Genomic DNA, 14,651 nt, shown 5'->3' with positions numbered 1-14,651 from the left:
TCAACAGGGCCGCTGATGCTTGCCACTGCTCGATCATCTGACGCTCGAATGTGAAAGGCGGGCAGCCCGTCGTTGAGCCCGGCCGGCAGACCGTTGGCATGGCTGAGCCGTCCTCACCCACCGGTACGGTATTTCGGCGAGGCATGCGGCTACTATCGAGATCTACTGGAGATATCGGGTGACGCGTCGCCCTGGAAGCGAGGGGCCTATGCTAGGGGAATCTATAAGGCGTTTGGCCGCCTCATCCCCGGCCAATTCTCCCGAGGCCGTGATGAGCGGCACAATGACGATGCCCGCCAAGTCCTCGGCCTGGCCGTACCCGTAGATGAAGCGGCGGGTGGCGGCGGCCCCGGCGGCCAAGCGAGAACGCTATAGCCAGCAGGGCGGCGGTCAGCGCATTGGCGGAGTTTGTGCACGGGGAGGCCCAGCAGCGCGACTGAGCCGGAGAACGGCAACGATGATCATGTCGTGAGCCGGCGGATATCACGAGCGATGTCGCAGAGCTTAAACATCAGGCGTCGAAACTAAGCTCCAAAAGTCCCGCAGACATTCCTACGGCCAGTCGCTGTCCATCCCAAGACGCCGTTCGTCCCTCATGATGAATGGGAATGGTGTGTAGTTCCATCGAATCTGTAAGTCTCCAGATCCGCAGAGTCCTGTCAATCCCCTCGAAGTGTGGAGACGGTCTTATGCCACGCGGCCCTCAACAGGGCCGCTGATGCTTGCCACTGCTCGATCATCTGACGCTCGAATGTGAAAGGCGGGCAGCCCGTCGTTGAGCCCGGCCGGCAGACCGTTGGCATGGCTGAGCCGTCCTCACCCACCGGTACTGACGACTTGCTGCCATGCGGTCACGAGCTGATGTGGGGAGTCATGAATCGGCGTATCTGGACGGGCGTGCGGATCTCGACAGCGTGAGGAGGGAGATTTGTCTTCTGGAACGTGTGCGCCGAGGAGGGCCAGTTGGACAGGCGGCCACGGCGGTGCGCCTCGGCGGTATCCACATGCCACACGCTCACCCGCAAGGACAGCGAATCCACCAGCCACAGCTGGTAGTCGTCACGGTGTTCGGCCAAGTGGGCGATGTACTGCGTGAGTACCGTCAGTGCGACCGTCTCGGCACTTTCGGCCAGGGTGATTCCATCCGAGTGCTCGCTGGGAGCCTCATACCAGCCCTTGGCGTGCTGGTCGGTGTATTCGATGAGGTAGGCGAATCGGACGGTGGGCTCGGGTGCGTCCGGCTTGATGGATTGTGCGGCCGCCCGCGCCGACAGTCGAGACCAGTCAGCGATGTCGGCATACAGCGCCGCCTGCCGTTTGACCTGCGGGGTGTCGCCGCGGGTGGCGGTCTCGCCCAGGTGCGGCATGTTGAGCAGGGCCGCCACCTGGTGAAGCCGACTGAGAGGAACCAGACGGTCCCGCACGTTGGCGAGATCGGGTGTCACGCCCCTCAGTGTGGTGGGTCTGCAACGGCCAGTCAGGAGAAGGCTTAAAAGATCTTCCCTGGCGTATCGGGGGCGGCTCGGCAGTGCTCCTGCGACGGCGCGTACGGTCGCGTGGGCATCCGTTGTGCCAGCCGGTCAAGGGATCGGGCCTTTACCTATTCGCTACCCCATGATTGTGATCAATTACCAACAGTGACATGATGTGGCGTCGTGATCGGAAGGGAGAGGCGGTGCCACGCTGGATGCTGGTAGCAACGCGGGAGTGCTGACTGCTTCGCTGATGGTAACTGCGCCCGTGTGGGCATCCGGACGGCCTTGGAACGATGGGTACGGCCGACTCGGGGATGTGGAGATCAGCACCAACCGTAAAGACGTTGCACTGTGATCACCTCGATGACGAGAACAAAGTGGCCGTGGAGTACCGGACGACGATCGGCAGGACGATCCTCCTGCAGGCCGGGCCGAAGCGCGGGTGTGTTCTGGATTCGGTGTTCTTCGGCTCCATCGAGCGGGCCAAATTCTGCTACGGCCCCGACGTCGATCCCGAGGACGGCTCGTGGCGCTGGTGCAATCCGGCACGCAACTTCTAAGACCAAGGCTTCGAAACGGCCCATTTTCGTGAAGGATTGGAGGAGCGAGTGCTGACTGGAGTCGCTTCCCGTGGGCTGCCGCAGTGGTCCCGTCAACGCAGCCCGGGGCTCGCCGCGCTCGCCGTGCTGCTGGTGCTCGGTGGTGCCCTGGCCACGACGGTGCTGGTGATGCGTGCCGACGAGCGTAGGTCCGTCATCCGTGTCACCGAGCGGGTCGGCGCCGGGCAGCCGTTCGGTAGCGGTGTGTTGCAGGAGGCGCGTATCGCTGATGACGGGGTTTCGTACTGGTCCTGGTCGCAGCATGATCAGGTGGCGGTGACAGTGGCCACGGTCACCGTGCTGCCAGGGACGCTGCTCACCAGGCCGATGGTCGCGGGCGGTGACGGCGGAGCGGCCGCAGGGAGGGCTGTCAGGCTGGGGTTGGCGCTCAAGCCGGGCCAGGTGCCCTATGACCTGCAGCGAGGGGAGCGGGTTCAGCTCATCCACGTGCCCGGCCGCAGGAACGGTTCCGAGGGGCCGGCGCTGGTCGTGGAGGAGGCGGTCGTGGACGGCGTAAGCTACACGTCCGGGTCGGCCGGCCAGGCCACTGTCCTTGTCGACAGCGTGGTGGCGCCCGTGGTCGCGGCCCACGCCGTCAGCGGTGAGATCGCCATCGCCGCCATACGCGCTCAACCCTGATACCGGAAAGTCTGCGGGGCGTCGTCGCGACGCGGAGACGCCAACGCCTACGCCAACCCCGACCGTCCACCCAGCCCGGCGGTACGGGACGCGCGGGTACGACCTACCGCGGGGCCGGGGTGGCGTACAACGGACCGGCCTACGAAGGCACGCACGGCGCTCACCGACTGAAAGCCTTCGAACATGGCCGCCCTGCGAAGCCGCCTCTGACGCGCAACTGCATGCCGACCCCGCCCGCCGTACTGACCGCATAACGACGCGCTGTTCCCAGCGAGCCCTACGCGCACCCTGAGGGCGTGCCCGGGTCGCCCGGCCGAGCTGTGAACTCTCGCGCCCAAGACGGGGCTATCCCGCCTCCTTCACGAACACGGTGTCGTGGCCGCCCCTCATGTCCTTGCATCGGGAGGCACTGGCCGCACACTTACTTGAGCGCCTTCCACGGAGTGGTCCGGTGGAGGCCGTGACCGCGCTGGCGCACCGACGGACCGGCGGGCATCGCGAGCGCGATCGTCATGAACCATCCCACACCTGCCCAGCGGGGCCTGGCGTCGACGCCATCCTCATGCTGGCCGCGTACGGGGAGCTGCCCGCGGCCGACCTCGGCCGGGCCGTGGGCCACACGGTCCGTGGCGAGCAGGTTGAACTCAACCGGATCACCGGCGTCCTCGACGAAAATCAAGGCGGCCGGAGCGCACGCCGACGTGTGGACGGCCCTGGCTCAGGCGGTGCCGTTGCTGTTGCCCGGGCCCGGTGTTAAAGACCAGGCCAAGACTGGGCGACCTGCTCAAAGTGGCCGTGCGGGCGGCGGTGCTCGCTGGGGCCGCGACGACCTGCCGGGGGCTGGCGGAGCTGGCGGCACGCAAGGGCTCGAGCCTGTTCATCCATGAGGTGCGGCGTCTGCACGAGGCACTTTCCGCTGAGGCATCATCTCGACCCCTGCCCGTGATCCATCAGAAGAGGGGCAGGGCTTGTGGGGCGGGGTGGACGCTAGGGCGTATGCACGCATTGGGAGCGATCAACGGTCGTGTCTGTACCGTTGGCCGGGCGGGCCTTGGCCAGTTGCCGTCGGGTGGATAGTCCATATTGGGACTTGACCTGGGCAAGCATCGTCAAGATCACCCGCACATATCCTCTGATCATGGTCTTGTGGCTGCATGCGGGCATCGTCAGTTGCCTAGGATGGTCCACAAACAAAGACCTGCGGCCATAAAACCGCAGGTCAGGGGCCGAAAAGTGCCTATCAAGGTGAGTGCCCCCGGCAGGATTCAAACCTGCGGCACCCGCTTTAGGAGAGCGAGCGCTTCTACGGTTGCGCTGGCATGTTGAGCTGGGAGAACGGCCTACGGTCGCCCTGCGTCGGTGAAGATCATCCCCTGTATATCCCAGCCCGAGGGGGAGAGCGCCCCAACATCCTCCGGTGGCAAGGGGGATCCGTGCCGAAGGGCCGCCAGGCCCGAGGGACGGAAGCTCCGCGGCCGCCAGACCGCCACAACGTGCGGACGAAGACGCGGCTCGTCTGACGCATGAAAAGGCCAGGGAACGGCGGGGAAGAGCATTCGTGGGCCCTTGTACTTGACGTCGGCCTCAAGCCCGCGCCTCTTCGTGGACATGAGCGTTGTTACAAGCCACTTCGAGATCGTCCACGGACGTCCGTCGCCGTCACAAACGCCTGCTCAGTGACTTCTGGACCTTGATCAGCTTGCAGAGGTGTACACACGCGTCCAGGGACATTGCTAGCAACGGCGTTAGCGAGACCATCCAGACCGGTGGTCATCTTGAGACGACGTATCGGTGGTGCCGCTGGGCGATCAACCGGCCCGCTGAACTGTACGAACGAACCCGCCCCGGGCCTTCTCGTCAGCGGCCAGGGCAGCCCAATCATCCACCGGGCCGTGCGAGTCGACGACCAGCACGACCGCACCGCCAGCACGGTCAACGGCCTCCAGCCATGCGATGCGCTCTTCGAGCTGCCCTGGACGGACAGTGCCTTCGACAAAGATCCCGGAATCACCAGGACCGTCGACCACCGAGGCGGTCAGGCCGGCAAGGAGCTCCCAGCCGTCACAGAGCAGCGGCCTGCCCGCATCAAGCTGGAAAGCGGGAAGCCGCTCGATCGTCTCGGACGAGACGAGAACCAGCACCGGCACGGCGCCATCGAGATAACCGGTGTCTTCGCGAGGTATATAGAGCGGCACGCGGCGAGTATCCCACCCGTAGCCTGCGGCCGGATACGTTGCGATCACCGCACCGCTGGGTGCTGGCCACTCGTGCTTGTATCGTGCCGGACGTGACGCACGCCGACTGGGCAGATGTAAGCGAACGGCTCTCGCGGCTGGCCACCGCACCCGGCGCCGATGCGGTATTCGGTGCTGGAGGCCACGGCTGGACGCTTGAGCCGCCACTGAAAGCCGACGACCCGGCCGACCTGGAGACACAGCTCCGGGTAGAACTGCCCGGCGAGTACCGGACTTTCCTGCTGCAGGCGGGGCGCGGCGGTGTCGGCGTACGGGTTCCAGTGCAGAGCCAGGTACAGGTAAACGTGCAGGGATGATCGGCGTGTCCGCCGCTGTGCTGGGGTGGTGATCTTGGAGCCTGGCAAGTGTTGGTGATCTTCACTTGGCGGGGGGCCGGTCGGATGGTGCTGGAGGCTGAGCGGTGGCTCGACCTGCGCAGGTTCCGGGCGCTCAGGGATGCGGGAGCGTCGATCTCGGAAATCGCCCGGGAGACCGGACTGAACTGGCGCACGGTGAAGAAGTACCTGGAGGACGACGGGCCGGCGGCGCCTCCGGTAGCGGCCCCGCGGCGGTCTCGACGCGGTCAGGTGATCGATGCCTACGCCCACGTGATCGATGCGTGGCTGCGGGCTGAACTGCTACTGAAAGCGTCGGTGATCCACGAGCGGCTGGTGGAGCAGTACGGCTTCACCGGCCACTACCAGCGGGTCAAGCTGTATCTGCAGGAGGCCCGACCCAAGATCGCCGAAGAACTCGGCTACACACCCAGTGAGCTGGCCCGGCTACACCGCCGGTTCGAGGTAGTGCCGGGCGCCCAAGCCCAGGTGGACTGGGGAGACGAGGGCGCTATCCTCGCCCACGTCGGGATAGCGAAGGTCTACTCCTTCCACATGGTGTTGTCGTATTCGCGGGACCCGTTCGTCTGCTTCACCACCAGCCAGGACCTGGCCACCTTCTGGGCCTGCCACCGCCGCGCGTTCGACCACTTCGGCGGGGTGCCGGCCTCGATCGTCTACGACCGGACCAAGACCGTGGTCCGCCGGCACGTCGCCCCTGGCAAAGCGGTCCCGCTGCACCCCGAAGCGGTCGCGTTCGCCGGACACTACGGCTTCGACATCGATGTGCTGGCCGCCTACCGGCCGACTGGAAAGGGACGGGTGGAACGGCAGGTGACCATCATCCGCGATCACGTACTGGCGGGGCGGTCGTTCTCCTCGCTGACCGACATCGACAACGCATTCCTGGCCTGGGTTCCGCTGCGCCGGCGCACCACCCACCGCACTCACGGGGAAGTGATCGGGATCCGCGCACGTCGCGACCACGCGGCCCTGCGCCCGGTCCCGGCCAAACCGTATCTGGTTACCGACCGGCACTTGCGGCACGTCGGCAAGGACTGCCTGGTCGCCTTTGAAGCCAACCTCTACTCCGTCCCCGCCACCGCGGTGTTCCACCGGCAACTGGTGGAAATCCGTGCCTCCTCGGCGACCGTCAGCATCCACGCCACCGTCCCCGACTCCAGCGGGATCACGCTATTGGCCGTGCACCCCAGGGCCCTGGGTCGCGGTGCCCGCATCGTTGATGCCGCCCACTGGGACGCCCTGCCCGACGGGCACACCCGCGCCACCACCACCAGCCACGAGCCCGATCCGAACGGCGGTCCCGTTGACGAACTGTCGGCCGCACGCCGCCGCCGCGGGCAACCCGCCGGCGCGTTGCGGTTCCTGCTGGCCCGCACTGAGGCCGCCGAGGTGGAGGTCGGCCGTCGACCGCTGTCGGTCTATGACCAGATCACCGGCACCGGCCCGTTCTCCTGAACCAGCCTTTCACCGCGCAGCCGTCTGGAAGACGGCGGCTTCCACGAGTTGAAGGACACCAACCGTTGAGTGAGCTTGTCACCGCCCGGATCCGCGGCACCGCGACCAAGCTGGGTCTGCCGCATCTGGCCGCCACGCTGGCCGACCACGTCTCCCGGGCCGATGGCGCCCAGATGGGCTACCTGGACTTCCTGGACCTGGTGCTCGAGGAAGAACACGCCGTCAAGGAAGAGCGTCGTATCCGGCATGCGCTGCGCATCTCCAAAATGCCGCACCACAAGAGCATCGACGACTACGACTTCAGCTACCAGCCCACGCTGGACCCGCGCAAGGTCAAAGACCTCGCCACCGTCGCGTTCGCCGAGGCCAAGTCCAACGCCGCCCTGCTCGGCCCGCCCGGAGTGGGCAAAACGCACATTGCGGTCGCGTTGGCCGTGGCGGCCTGCCGGGCCGGCTACTCCGTCTACTTCACCACCCTGGACGACATGGTCCGCCAGCTCAAAGCCGCCGACGCCATCGGCCGCCTGACCTCCAAGATGCGTGCCTACCAGCGCCCACATGTCCTGGTTCTGGACGAGGTTGGCTACCAGCCGCTGGCCCGCGACGAGGCCAACCTCGTCTTCCAGGTCATCTCGAAACGGTATGAGAAGGGCTCAATCCTCCTGACGAGCAACAAGGCCTTCTCCAAAGCGCACATGTTCGCGCGAACGTGTGTCAGGTGACGCCGAAACTGCACGTGTTCAGCCATGAACGGAAATCACGTGTGTCTGCGGCTAAGGCTGTCAGCTGTTCTCCCGCCTCCAGTTAGGTCACGACGGAGGTCTCCCAGAACGGCCAGCCAACGGTGGGCTCCTGCCCTGAGCGCGAGACGTCAGGAGGCTGGTCTGATGCGTGAGTGCTGCGCCAGGAACCAGTCGGCGGCGATGTCGGTTTCCGTGACGCGTCCGATCAGCGCCAAGGCCGAGCTGATGCTCTCCGGATCCTCCACGGGATTGTCGAGGACGTCGTCATCGCTGATCTGGAAGCGCAGTCCGTCCATCAGGTGATCGAGCGCGTGGGGATCGTCGCCGGACCGCATCCAGTTCTCGGGCGAGAGCGGGTCGAAGGAGACGACCGTGCGGCCGTCGCGGGCGTAATCGAAGTAGGCGTAGCCGTTGATGTCCATGCGGAGGCCGAGGGCCTCACGGCCGCCTTCGGTGACGGAACGCAGGAACTCGCCGTGGCCGTGCGCCGGCACGATGCCGATCCAGCCGTTGACCTCGGCGACCCAGCGGGATTCGTCGTCGATGGCGTGGTCGAGGATCTCGCTCAGGTAGCACGGGGTACGGGTGGCGAGGTCCAGGTGGAAGGTTCGGGCGAGCGCTTCGAGGTCCGCGCCCTTGATCCACATGGCGCTGAACCCCAGCGCCCACAGGTCCATCTCGGCATCGAGCCCCTCGGTGAAGATGGTCGAGACAAGAAGGTCGTGCAGGTAGTTCGGTGACTGCATGGCCGCCTCTCGAAGGAGGGGACATCCTGCGGGACGCCCCACACTGCGTGTCCGGACCGCGTCCGGGGAGATTGCATCATGATCATCTGAGTTCGCCGCAGCAAGGATAAGCCTCACTCGGGCCGGTCAGCCGAGCTTGGTGCGGGCAGGCGGCCAGGGGCGACATGATCGGCGAGATAGATCATGACACCTTCGGGGTGCATCCCGAAGGCTGCGGCGACGAGTTTGGCGTCCATGGTGTTGACCAAGTCGATCAGGCGGGTGGAGCGAAGCATCCGCGGTGAGATGCCGGCCGGGTCCAGGACGTGGCTGACATAGGCGACGGAGGCCGGGTTCCGGCCCGCCTTAGTGCCCTTGGTGACCATCAGATGCGGGTTGCTGGTGTGCTGCGTCTCGCGGTGGGCCACGCACGCTGCACGGTGGCCCAACTGACCGGGTCCAAAGGCACCGGGTGGGGACGTTGCCCGAGACGGATAGCGCGGCCGGCCCGATCGATCTGATTCAGCCGCAAGTGGCGGACCTCGCTGCTGGAGGCGCCGTGCAGCAGGGCGAGGAGGCCCAGCAGAGCCTCGTGAGGGTGGACGGCCGGGTCGGTGGTCCATCTTCGGAAGAGGCGTCGCTGCTGGTCGAGGGTGAGGGTCTTGCCGATGAAGCCCTTGGGCGCCTTCGCCGACAGCCCGCTGGTGGGGTCGATCAGGATCATCTTGTGGCTCTTGGCGAAGCGGAAGAACTGCCGGGCGATCTGCAGTCGCCGGGCCCGGTTCTTGGGCTGAGCGGCCAGGAACGTCTCGATGTCGTGCACGTCGACCAGGGCCCAGTCCTGCTTTCCGCGCGCGCTGACGTGCTGGGCCAGATCGCGCAGGGTGGACAGCTTGATGTCGAGGGTGACGTCGGCGCGGGGTTGCGTTCCAGCCCGGCGAGCCCGCTCGCGTGAGCGCAGCAGGAAGGTGTTGAACGCCTCCGCCGCGAGCCGCAACAGCTCGGGGACGGCGTCGATCCGGCGGCGACGGCGGCCGGCGGCCAGCCGTTCGGCATGGTCGGTGGCCAACGCCAGCCCCTGTTCGACGAAGAAGACCTCCAGCCCGCGCGCCAACGGGCCCATCGAGCGGCCGGGCAGGCGGGCCCGCTCCAGCAGAGCTTGAGGGTGGTTGGGATGTTCGTCGCCCAAGAGCCGTCCCAGCTGGCCGATCAACGTGCACGCCCGGGCCGGAGAATGACCGGCGGCCAGATGGCCGATGAGATCGCCGAGCCAGGGCGGCGGGTCAGTCAGCCGGGCGATGAGGTTCTCCCCGGCGACGAAGGGCCGTTCGGGGCGGCGCTGCCAGCAAGCCGAGCACAGGCCGTGACCGGCATGCGGGCGCAACTGGCCGCAGCTGTCGCAGACGCGCGGCGGGTCCTTGGCCTGGCGGGAGCGTGAGCAGGTCCCGCACCATCCGGTGGCGTCGCGCAGATAGCCCGGGCGGGCGCAGCGTGGACACGGCTGCTGAGCTGCCCGCTGCCGCGCCTTGCGGGCGCAGTCCCGACACAACGTCGCATCCGGTGAGCGGACCGGATGCCCGCACTCGAGGCAGACGCGTGAGCATGTGATGCACCGGCCGGTATCGGCCTGCAGCACCCTTTGCTTGCCACAGGCCGGGCAGGACGCCTTGGCGGCTGCCTGCGTGAGCCGGTTCAAACAGCGGCAGCAGTGCTGGCGGCCGATGATGCCGACCGGGCCGCCGCAGTCTGCGCAGTCGCGTTGCCGTTTCCCCACCGCCGCCCTCCGTGCTCGGTCACAGCGGTGGCATGGACCGGCCACCGCTGGAGGCGGCTTTCGGTTCGGCCGCCGGCTTCGGCGGCCGGACGGGCTGCTCGATCGGGGTGGTGTCCACCTCGAACAGGTCGTTGGGGCTGCACTCCAGCGCGGTGCACAACGCGGCCAGGGTGGACAGCTTCACCTGCGTGGGCTCCTTGGTCAGCAGAGCCGACACCGACGCCGCCGACAGCTCCAGCCCGGCCTTGTCGGCCAGCAGCCGCCGCAGCTGGGCACCGGTCCACACCTCACGCTGCGCGGCGGCCATCCGCAGTTTCCATCGGATCTTCACGCTGTCGGCTCTCCTTGCCCGGTCAACTCGCCCAGGGTGCTCGTCACCGCCCGGCGATAGGCATCTTCGATGAAGGTGGCCGACGGCCGGACATAGCGCATCGTCGAGCTGACCGTCCAGTGCCCGAGCAGCTGCTGGATGGCCACCAGGTCCACGCCACGTTCGTAGTTGTGGGTGGCGCACGCCCGGCGCAGCGCATGCGGGCTGAACCACTCTTCCTGCGGCCGTCCCTCCAACTGCATGAGATAGCGCAGCCGGTTACGGACGGTGCCGCGATGCAACGCCCCGCCGGACTCATCGGCGAACAGCACCGCCGAGTCGGGGAAACGACCACGCACGTCATCGAGGAACCAGCGCAGCACCAGGTCCAGCCCGTCCAGCATGGGCACCCACCGCGGCCGCGGCCCGGAGGTGTGAGCGCCCTTGCCGAAGCGGACATGCAGCTTGCCGAACGGACCCCGGTTGAAGTGCGCGTCCGGCCGGTCCAGCAGCGCGGCTTCCTCCGATCGCAGCCCGGCGTGATAGAGGGTGCGAAACAACGCATAATCCCGCGCCGCCGGCGCGTACTTGCGGGCGGTGGCGATGCGGTCCTTGAGGAAGTCGAAGAAGCCGCTCACCCGTTCCGGCGTCGGCGGCGGCAGCGTGGCCGGTGAGTCGTCGCCGACATGCCGGGAGGCGTTGAACTCATCCACCGGGCAGACCAGCCGCACCCCGAACGCGGCCTCGATCTCAGCGGCCTTACGCACCTGCAAGAAACGGTGAAAGCCCTTGAAGATCTGCACATACTCGCGCCGCGTCGAGGCGGCGCGACCGGCCAGCGCCAGGTCGCCGACCACCCGGTCGATGTCTTCAGGGGTGACCTCCCAGGCCGGACGGCCGAGCGCGGCCAGGGTCCGCTCCAGCAGCCCGGTATCGTTCTCGATGGTCACCGGGCTGAACCCGCGAGCGGCCCACGATGCCACGAACGCCTCGACGCACCGCGCCTGATACTCCATCGGGTCACTGGCCAGGGGCTCCTGCGGGAGTGCCCCGCCTTCCAGCACCCGCAGTCGAGACCGCGCCACCGGCACACCTTCCTCACACCGGAAAAATGAAGGCAGCACCTAACATACGCCTCTCGCACCTCACGAATCAGGGAAACGAGAAACAACCCAGGAACCCCAGCTAGCAGCCGCAATCCTCCGACAGGAACATGTGCCACCCCCAGATGAATGGGGACAGGTGTTCGGCGACGAAGTCCTGGCCACGGCCATCCTCGACCGCCTTCTGCACCACTGCGAAGTCATCGCGATCAACGGCCCCAGCTACCGGCTCAAGAACCGCCTTGCCGCCGTCGAAGACTCCGCCCTCGACACCGACATCGCAGCCACCGGATGACAGCCGCACAGTCGGCCGACGACCGCACCGGCCTCCTTGCCGATCAGCTCGACCTACTCACCACCATCGACGAGTTCCTACGCAGTCCCGCCATCTGCGACCGGCTCGCCGCGTTCCTCACCGCCCGGAACACCCCAGGGCCGACCGGTAACGCCAGGTTCGCCGCCTGCACCGTCATCGATCTGTTCAGCTTCACCGTCGCCGGCCTATGCCACCAACCCCGCGACGACCCAGGCCACCACTGACACCTCCGCCCGAAATCACCGCTCATCCGGAAAGAAGTCCTCGTCCTCTTCATCAGGCCGTGTCGGCGCGTACTGTCGCAGCTCCCCATCCCGCAGCATCCACACCCGGAAGAACGATTCCTCCTGATCCATCAGGAATACCTGCACCGCGTTGGGGCAGCGCCAAGCGATACCCCCGACCCGATCAACAACCGCCGTCAGATCCGCGTGATTGAGCGCCCCGGCCCACACCGTGCACTCGGGGAACTTCCAACCACCCCACGGCGAATCCTGACCGGTCGTCTCAGTGAGGAACCCACACCCACTACCAGGTCGGTCCCGAAGCGGGGCTTCCACCCGCAACCACTCACTTAACGACTCCACGTTGGGCCGATCTGCCATATCGACCGACACCATGATGTTGGCAACCCAGCTCACCAGGCCGATTATCAGCCACGATCAGCACCTCAACACCCCAAACCCCAGGCACGCCCCTCTGCACGTTTATCCGTACTCAGCTCTGCACACCGACCCGTACGCCGACAGGCGGGGCCGGTCCGGCCTACGGACTCTTTCTCGTGCGTCGCGTGAGCGGACGCTGGCGGTGGGAGGGTGACGGCGTCAACCTCACCGACCTGGACACGCTGAACCAGCCGTTTCCTCACACCGAGGCGTTCAACCCGGCCGACGGCCTACCTGAACCGCCAGACGAGGACGATTTCGATTCCACCGAGGAGTTCAATGCGGCCGAGGATGCGTACTGGGAGCAGCACGACACGCTCGTCTACGATCCCCGGCATTCGATCGGGCTGCTGCATCTATGTCACCTGGGCTGCGCACTGCGAGAGGCCCTGATGATCAGCGGCCCGGCACAGGGTCAGATGTGGGCGGATGACACCGCTGATGGGAAGGGATTCCGACCGCTCCACGGCGACGACGGAAACCCACTCGGCTTCGCCCGTTGGTATCGGCGCTGGCTCGACGAGGCAGAAGACCAGGTGTTGAACCGCACCCATTGAGACGCCTACCCAACCTTGGGCGGCGCTCCTCATCAAGGCGTAAGCCACGACTGGCTACCGGTCGAATGCTAGAAGCTCCGCGGCGGCATGACCGTCCGCTTTCAGGAGTAGCGATCAACCCTTTCACGCACTACGACCAGGGAGCGGACGGTTGCCAGCGGTGTTGTCTGCACGGGGTTGGTGGCCGACGTTGCCGTCAGTGTTGGCGTCACACGTCCTGTCGGCACTGCTCTGCTCAGGAAGCCGAACCGGCACCATGACAGCGCTTGAACTTCCTGCCCGAACCGCATGGGCAAGGGGCGTTACGGTTCGAATCGCCGTAGTGGGCAGGCGCGCATCTGGAAGTCTGTTTCGTACGTTGGTGATGCATGTAGTCCAGATTCTGCCGTAAGACTTTTGCTTGCGGGTGGTCGGGGCCGAAGACGGTTTCAGTGATGGCCAGGGCCCGCTGCTGCAGCGGAACCGCCTCACCGGTGCGTCCCAGCGCGTGGTAACTCGACGCAAGGTTCCCCAGCCGGATCGCCATGTCTGGGTGGTCGGGGCCGAATGCGGCTTCGGTGATGGTCAGGGCCCGCTCCTCCAGCGGAACCGCCTCACCGGTGCGGCCCAGAGCGTCGTAGCTGGACGCTAGGCTCCCCAGGAAGATAGCCACGGTGGGGTGGTCGGGGCCAAATGAGGTTTCGACGATGGCCAGGGCTCGCTGCTGCAGCGGAACCGCCTCACCCGGGCGACCCAATGCATAAAAGCTCAACGCAAGGTTCCCCAGCCCGATAGCCACGTCTGGGTGATCGGGACCGAGCGCGGCTTCGGTGATGGCCAGGGCTCGCTGCTGCAGCGGAACCGCCTCACCGGTGCGTCCTAGCGCGTGGTAACTCGATGCCAGGTTCCCGAGCAAGATGGCCATGTCTGGGTGATCGGGACCGAGCGCGGCTTCGGTGATGGCCAGGGCTCGCTGCTGCAGCGGAACCGCCTCACCAGGGTGCCCCAGAGCGTAGTGGCTCGACGCAAGGTTCCCCAGCCGGATGGCCACGTCTGGGTGGTCGGGACCAAGCGCGGCTTCGATGATGGCTAGGGCACGCTGCTCCAGGCGTTCTGCCTCACCGGGGCGCCCCAGAGCGTGGTAGTTGGACGCGAGGTTCCCCAGCCGGATGGCCATGTCTGGGTGGTCGGGGCCGAATGAGGTTTCGACGATGGCCAGGGCACGCTCCTCCAGGCGTACCGCCTCACCAGGGTGCCCCAGAGCGTAGTGGCTCGACGCAAGATTCCCCAGGAGAGTGGCCACGTCTGGGTGGTCGGGACCGAACGCGGCCTCGGTGATGGCCAAGGCCCGCTCCTGCAGCGGAACCGCCTCACCAGGGCGCCCCAGAGCGTTGTAGCTGGACGCGAGGTTCCCCAGTCGGGTGGCCATGTCTGGGTGGTGGGGACCGAATGCGGCTTCGGTGATGGCCAAGGCCCGCTCCTCCAGCGGAACTGCTCCACCAGGACGACCGAGAGCGCGGAAGCTGGACGCCAGTTGCCCCAGCAGAGTGGCCACGGTGGGGTGGTCGGGGCCGAACGCGGCTTCGGTGATGGCCAAGGCTCGCTCCTGCAGCGGGACTGCTTCACCAGGACGACCGAGAGCGTGGAAGCTTGCCGCCTGATTCCCCAGCAGAGTGGCCACGTCTGGGTGGTCGGGACCAAGCGCGGCTTCGGTGATG

Annotated in this window: 17 protein-coding genes, 1 tRNA gene and 1 pseudogene; 8 read left to right on the top strand and 11 right to left on the bottom strand. The window is 66.6% G+C overall.

Features of this window, described 5'->3' with window-relative positions; translation table 11 throughout:
* Positions 1-851 precede the first annotated feature (851 nt).
* Positions 852-1,445: a hypothetical protein gene (locus ACBJ59_RS58210; RefSeq protein WP_375118580.1), complete on the bottom strand. Its 594-nt coding sequence runs from the start codon at positions 1,443-1,445 to the stop codon at positions 852-854.
* A gap of 407 nt (positions 1,446-1,852) precedes the next feature.
* Here ACBJ59_RS58210 and ACBJ59_RS58205 point away from each other — a divergent pair, with 407 nt between their 5' ends.
* Both ACBJ59_RS58205 and ACBJ59_RS58200 read left to right on the top strand, forming a co-directional pair.
* Positions 1,853-2,035, top strand: coding sequence for a hypothetical protein (locus ACBJ59_RS58205; protein ID WP_375118579.1), 183 nt, complete (start codon positions 1,853-1,855; stop codon positions 2,033-2,035).
* Positions 2,036-2,083: 48 nt separating this feature from the next.
* A complete protein-coding gene (locus ACBJ59_RS58200) occupies positions 2,084-2,713 on the top strand; it encodes a hypothetical protein (RefSeq protein WP_375118578.1) in 630 nt (209 codons plus the stop codon).
* 421 nt (positions 2,714-3,134) lie between these two features.
* Here the strand turns inward: ACBJ59_RS58200 and ACBJ59_RS58195 are convergent, their stop codons facing one another.
* The 3 genes from ACBJ59_RS58195 to ACBJ59_RS58185 all read right to left on the bottom strand — a co-directional run bounded on the left by ACBJ59_RS58195 (position 3,135) and on the right by ACBJ59_RS58185 (position 4,908).
* Positions 3,135-3,392: a hypothetical protein gene (locus ACBJ59_RS58195; RefSeq protein WP_375118577.1), complete on the bottom strand. Its 258-nt coding sequence runs from the start codon at positions 3,390-3,392 to the stop codon at positions 3,135-3,137.
* A gap of 571 nt (positions 3,393-3,963) precedes the next feature.
* Positions 3,964-4,032: transfer RNA gene (locus tag ACBJ59_RS58190), tRNA-Arg, on the bottom strand.
* A 489-nt stretch (positions 4,033-4,521) separates the two neighbouring features.
* A complete protein-coding gene (locus ACBJ59_RS58185) occupies positions 4,522-4,908 on the bottom strand; it encodes a hypothetical protein (protein WP_375118576.1) in 387 nt (128 codons plus the stop codon).
* Between the two features lie 92 nt (positions 4,909-5,000).
* Between ACBJ59_RS58185 and ACBJ59_RS58180 the strand changes: the two genes are divergently transcribed.
* The 3 genes from ACBJ59_RS58180 to istB all read left to right on the top strand — a co-directional run bounded on the left by ACBJ59_RS58180 (position 5,001) and on the right by istB (position 7,483).
* On the top strand, positions 5,001-5,264 hold the full coding sequence (locus ACBJ59_RS58180; RefSeq protein ID WP_375118575.1) for a hypothetical protein: 264 nt from the start codon (positions 5,001-5,003) through the stop codon (positions 5,262-5,264).
* 84 nt (positions 5,265-5,348) lie between these two features.
* Positions 5,349-6,761 (top strand): IS21 family transposase, encoded by a 1,413-nt coding sequence (istA, locus tag ACBJ59_RS58175; protein WP_375118574.1) that lies wholly within the window; start codon positions 5,349-5,351, stop codon positions 6,759-6,761.
* A gap of 65 nt (positions 6,762-6,826) precedes the next feature.
* Positions 6,827-7,483 (top strand): IS21-like element helper ATPase IstB, encoded by a 657-nt coding sequence (istB, locus tag ACBJ59_RS58170; protein WP_375118573.1) that lies wholly within the window; start codon positions 6,827-6,829, stop codon positions 7,481-7,483.
* Between the two features lie 149 nt (positions 7,484-7,632).
* Here istB and ACBJ59_RS58165 read toward each other — a convergent pair whose 3' ends face one another.
* From ACBJ59_RS58165 to ACBJ59_RS58145, 5 genes are all read right to left on the bottom strand, one after another.
* Positions 7,633-8,250 (bottom strand): DUF6461 domain-containing protein, encoded by a 618-nt coding sequence (locus ACBJ59_RS58165; protein ID WP_375118572.1) that lies wholly within the window; start codon positions 8,248-8,250, stop codon positions 7,633-7,635.
* A gap of 113 nt (positions 8,251-8,363) precedes the next feature.
* Entirely contained in the window at positions 8,364-8,615 is a 252-nt protein-coding gene (locus ACBJ59_RS58160; protein ID WP_375118571.1) for a hypothetical protein, read from the bottom strand.
* Positions 8,615-10,003: a hypothetical protein gene (locus ACBJ59_RS58155; RefSeq protein WP_375118570.1), complete on the bottom strand. Its 1,389-nt coding sequence runs from the start codon at positions 10,001-10,003 to the stop codon at positions 8,615-8,617. Before ACBJ59_RS58155 ends, ACBJ59_RS58160 begins: the two co-directional genes overlap by 1 nt.
* 19 nt (positions 10,004-10,022) lie before the next feature.
* Positions 10,023-10,334, bottom strand: coding sequence for a helix-turn-helix domain-containing protein (locus ACBJ59_RS58150; protein ID WP_375118569.1), 312 nt, complete (start codon positions 10,332-10,334; stop codon positions 10,023-10,025).
* Positions 10,331-11,329, bottom strand: a complete 999-nt coding sequence (locus tag ACBJ59_RS58145; RefSeq protein ID WP_375118568.1) for a tyrosine-type recombinase/integrase — start codon at positions 11,327-11,329, stop codon at positions 10,331-10,333. The genes ACBJ59_RS58150 and ACBJ59_RS58145 overlap by 4 nt, the downstream gene beginning before the upstream one ends.
* Positions 11,330-11,543: 214 nt before the next feature.
* Here ACBJ59_RS58145 and ACBJ59_RS58140 point away from each other — a divergent pair.
* Positions 11,544-11,711: pseudogene (locus tag ACBJ59_RS58140) on the top strand (ATP-binding protein); the annotation flags it as partial.
* Positions 11,708-11,956 carry a hypothetical protein gene (locus ACBJ59_RS58135; protein ID WP_375118567.1) on the top strand — a complete coding sequence of 83 codons (249 nt, stop codon included), beginning with the start codon at positions 11,708-11,710 and terminating at the stop codon, positions 11,954-11,956. The pseudogene ACBJ59_RS58140 and the gene ACBJ59_RS58135, both read left to right, overlap by 4 nt.
* A gap of 15 nt (positions 11,957-11,971) precedes the next feature.
* Here the strand turns inward: ACBJ59_RS58135 and ACBJ59_RS58130 are convergent, their stop codons facing one another.
* Entirely contained in the window at positions 11,972-12,373 is a 402-nt protein-coding gene (locus ACBJ59_RS58130; RefSeq protein ID WP_375118566.1) for a hypothetical protein, read from the bottom strand.
* Positions 12,374-12,522: 149 nt separating this feature from the next.
* Between ACBJ59_RS58130 and ACBJ59_RS58125 the strand changes: the two genes are divergently transcribed.
* On the top strand, positions 12,523-12,954 hold the full coding sequence (locus tag ACBJ59_RS58125) for a hypothetical protein (RefSeq protein WP_375118565.1): 432 nt from the start codon (positions 12,523-12,525) through the stop codon (positions 12,952-12,954).
* Between the two features lie 235 nt (positions 12,955-13,189).
* Here the strand turns inward: ACBJ59_RS58125 and ACBJ59_RS58120 are convergent.
* Positions 13,190-14,651, bottom strand: a 1,462-nt coding sequence (locus ACBJ59_RS58120) for a tetratricopeptide repeat protein (RefSeq protein ID WP_375118564.1), incomplete at its 5' end; no start/stop codon positions are given.

The organism is Nonomuraea sp. MTCD27 (assembly GCF_041950495.1).
GTDB lineage: Bacteria > Actinomycetota > Actinomycetes > Streptosporangiales > Streptosporangiaceae > Nonomuraea.
Note: the sequence above shows the minus strand (reverse complement) of the source record. Positions and strands in the feature narration are given on the sequence as shown.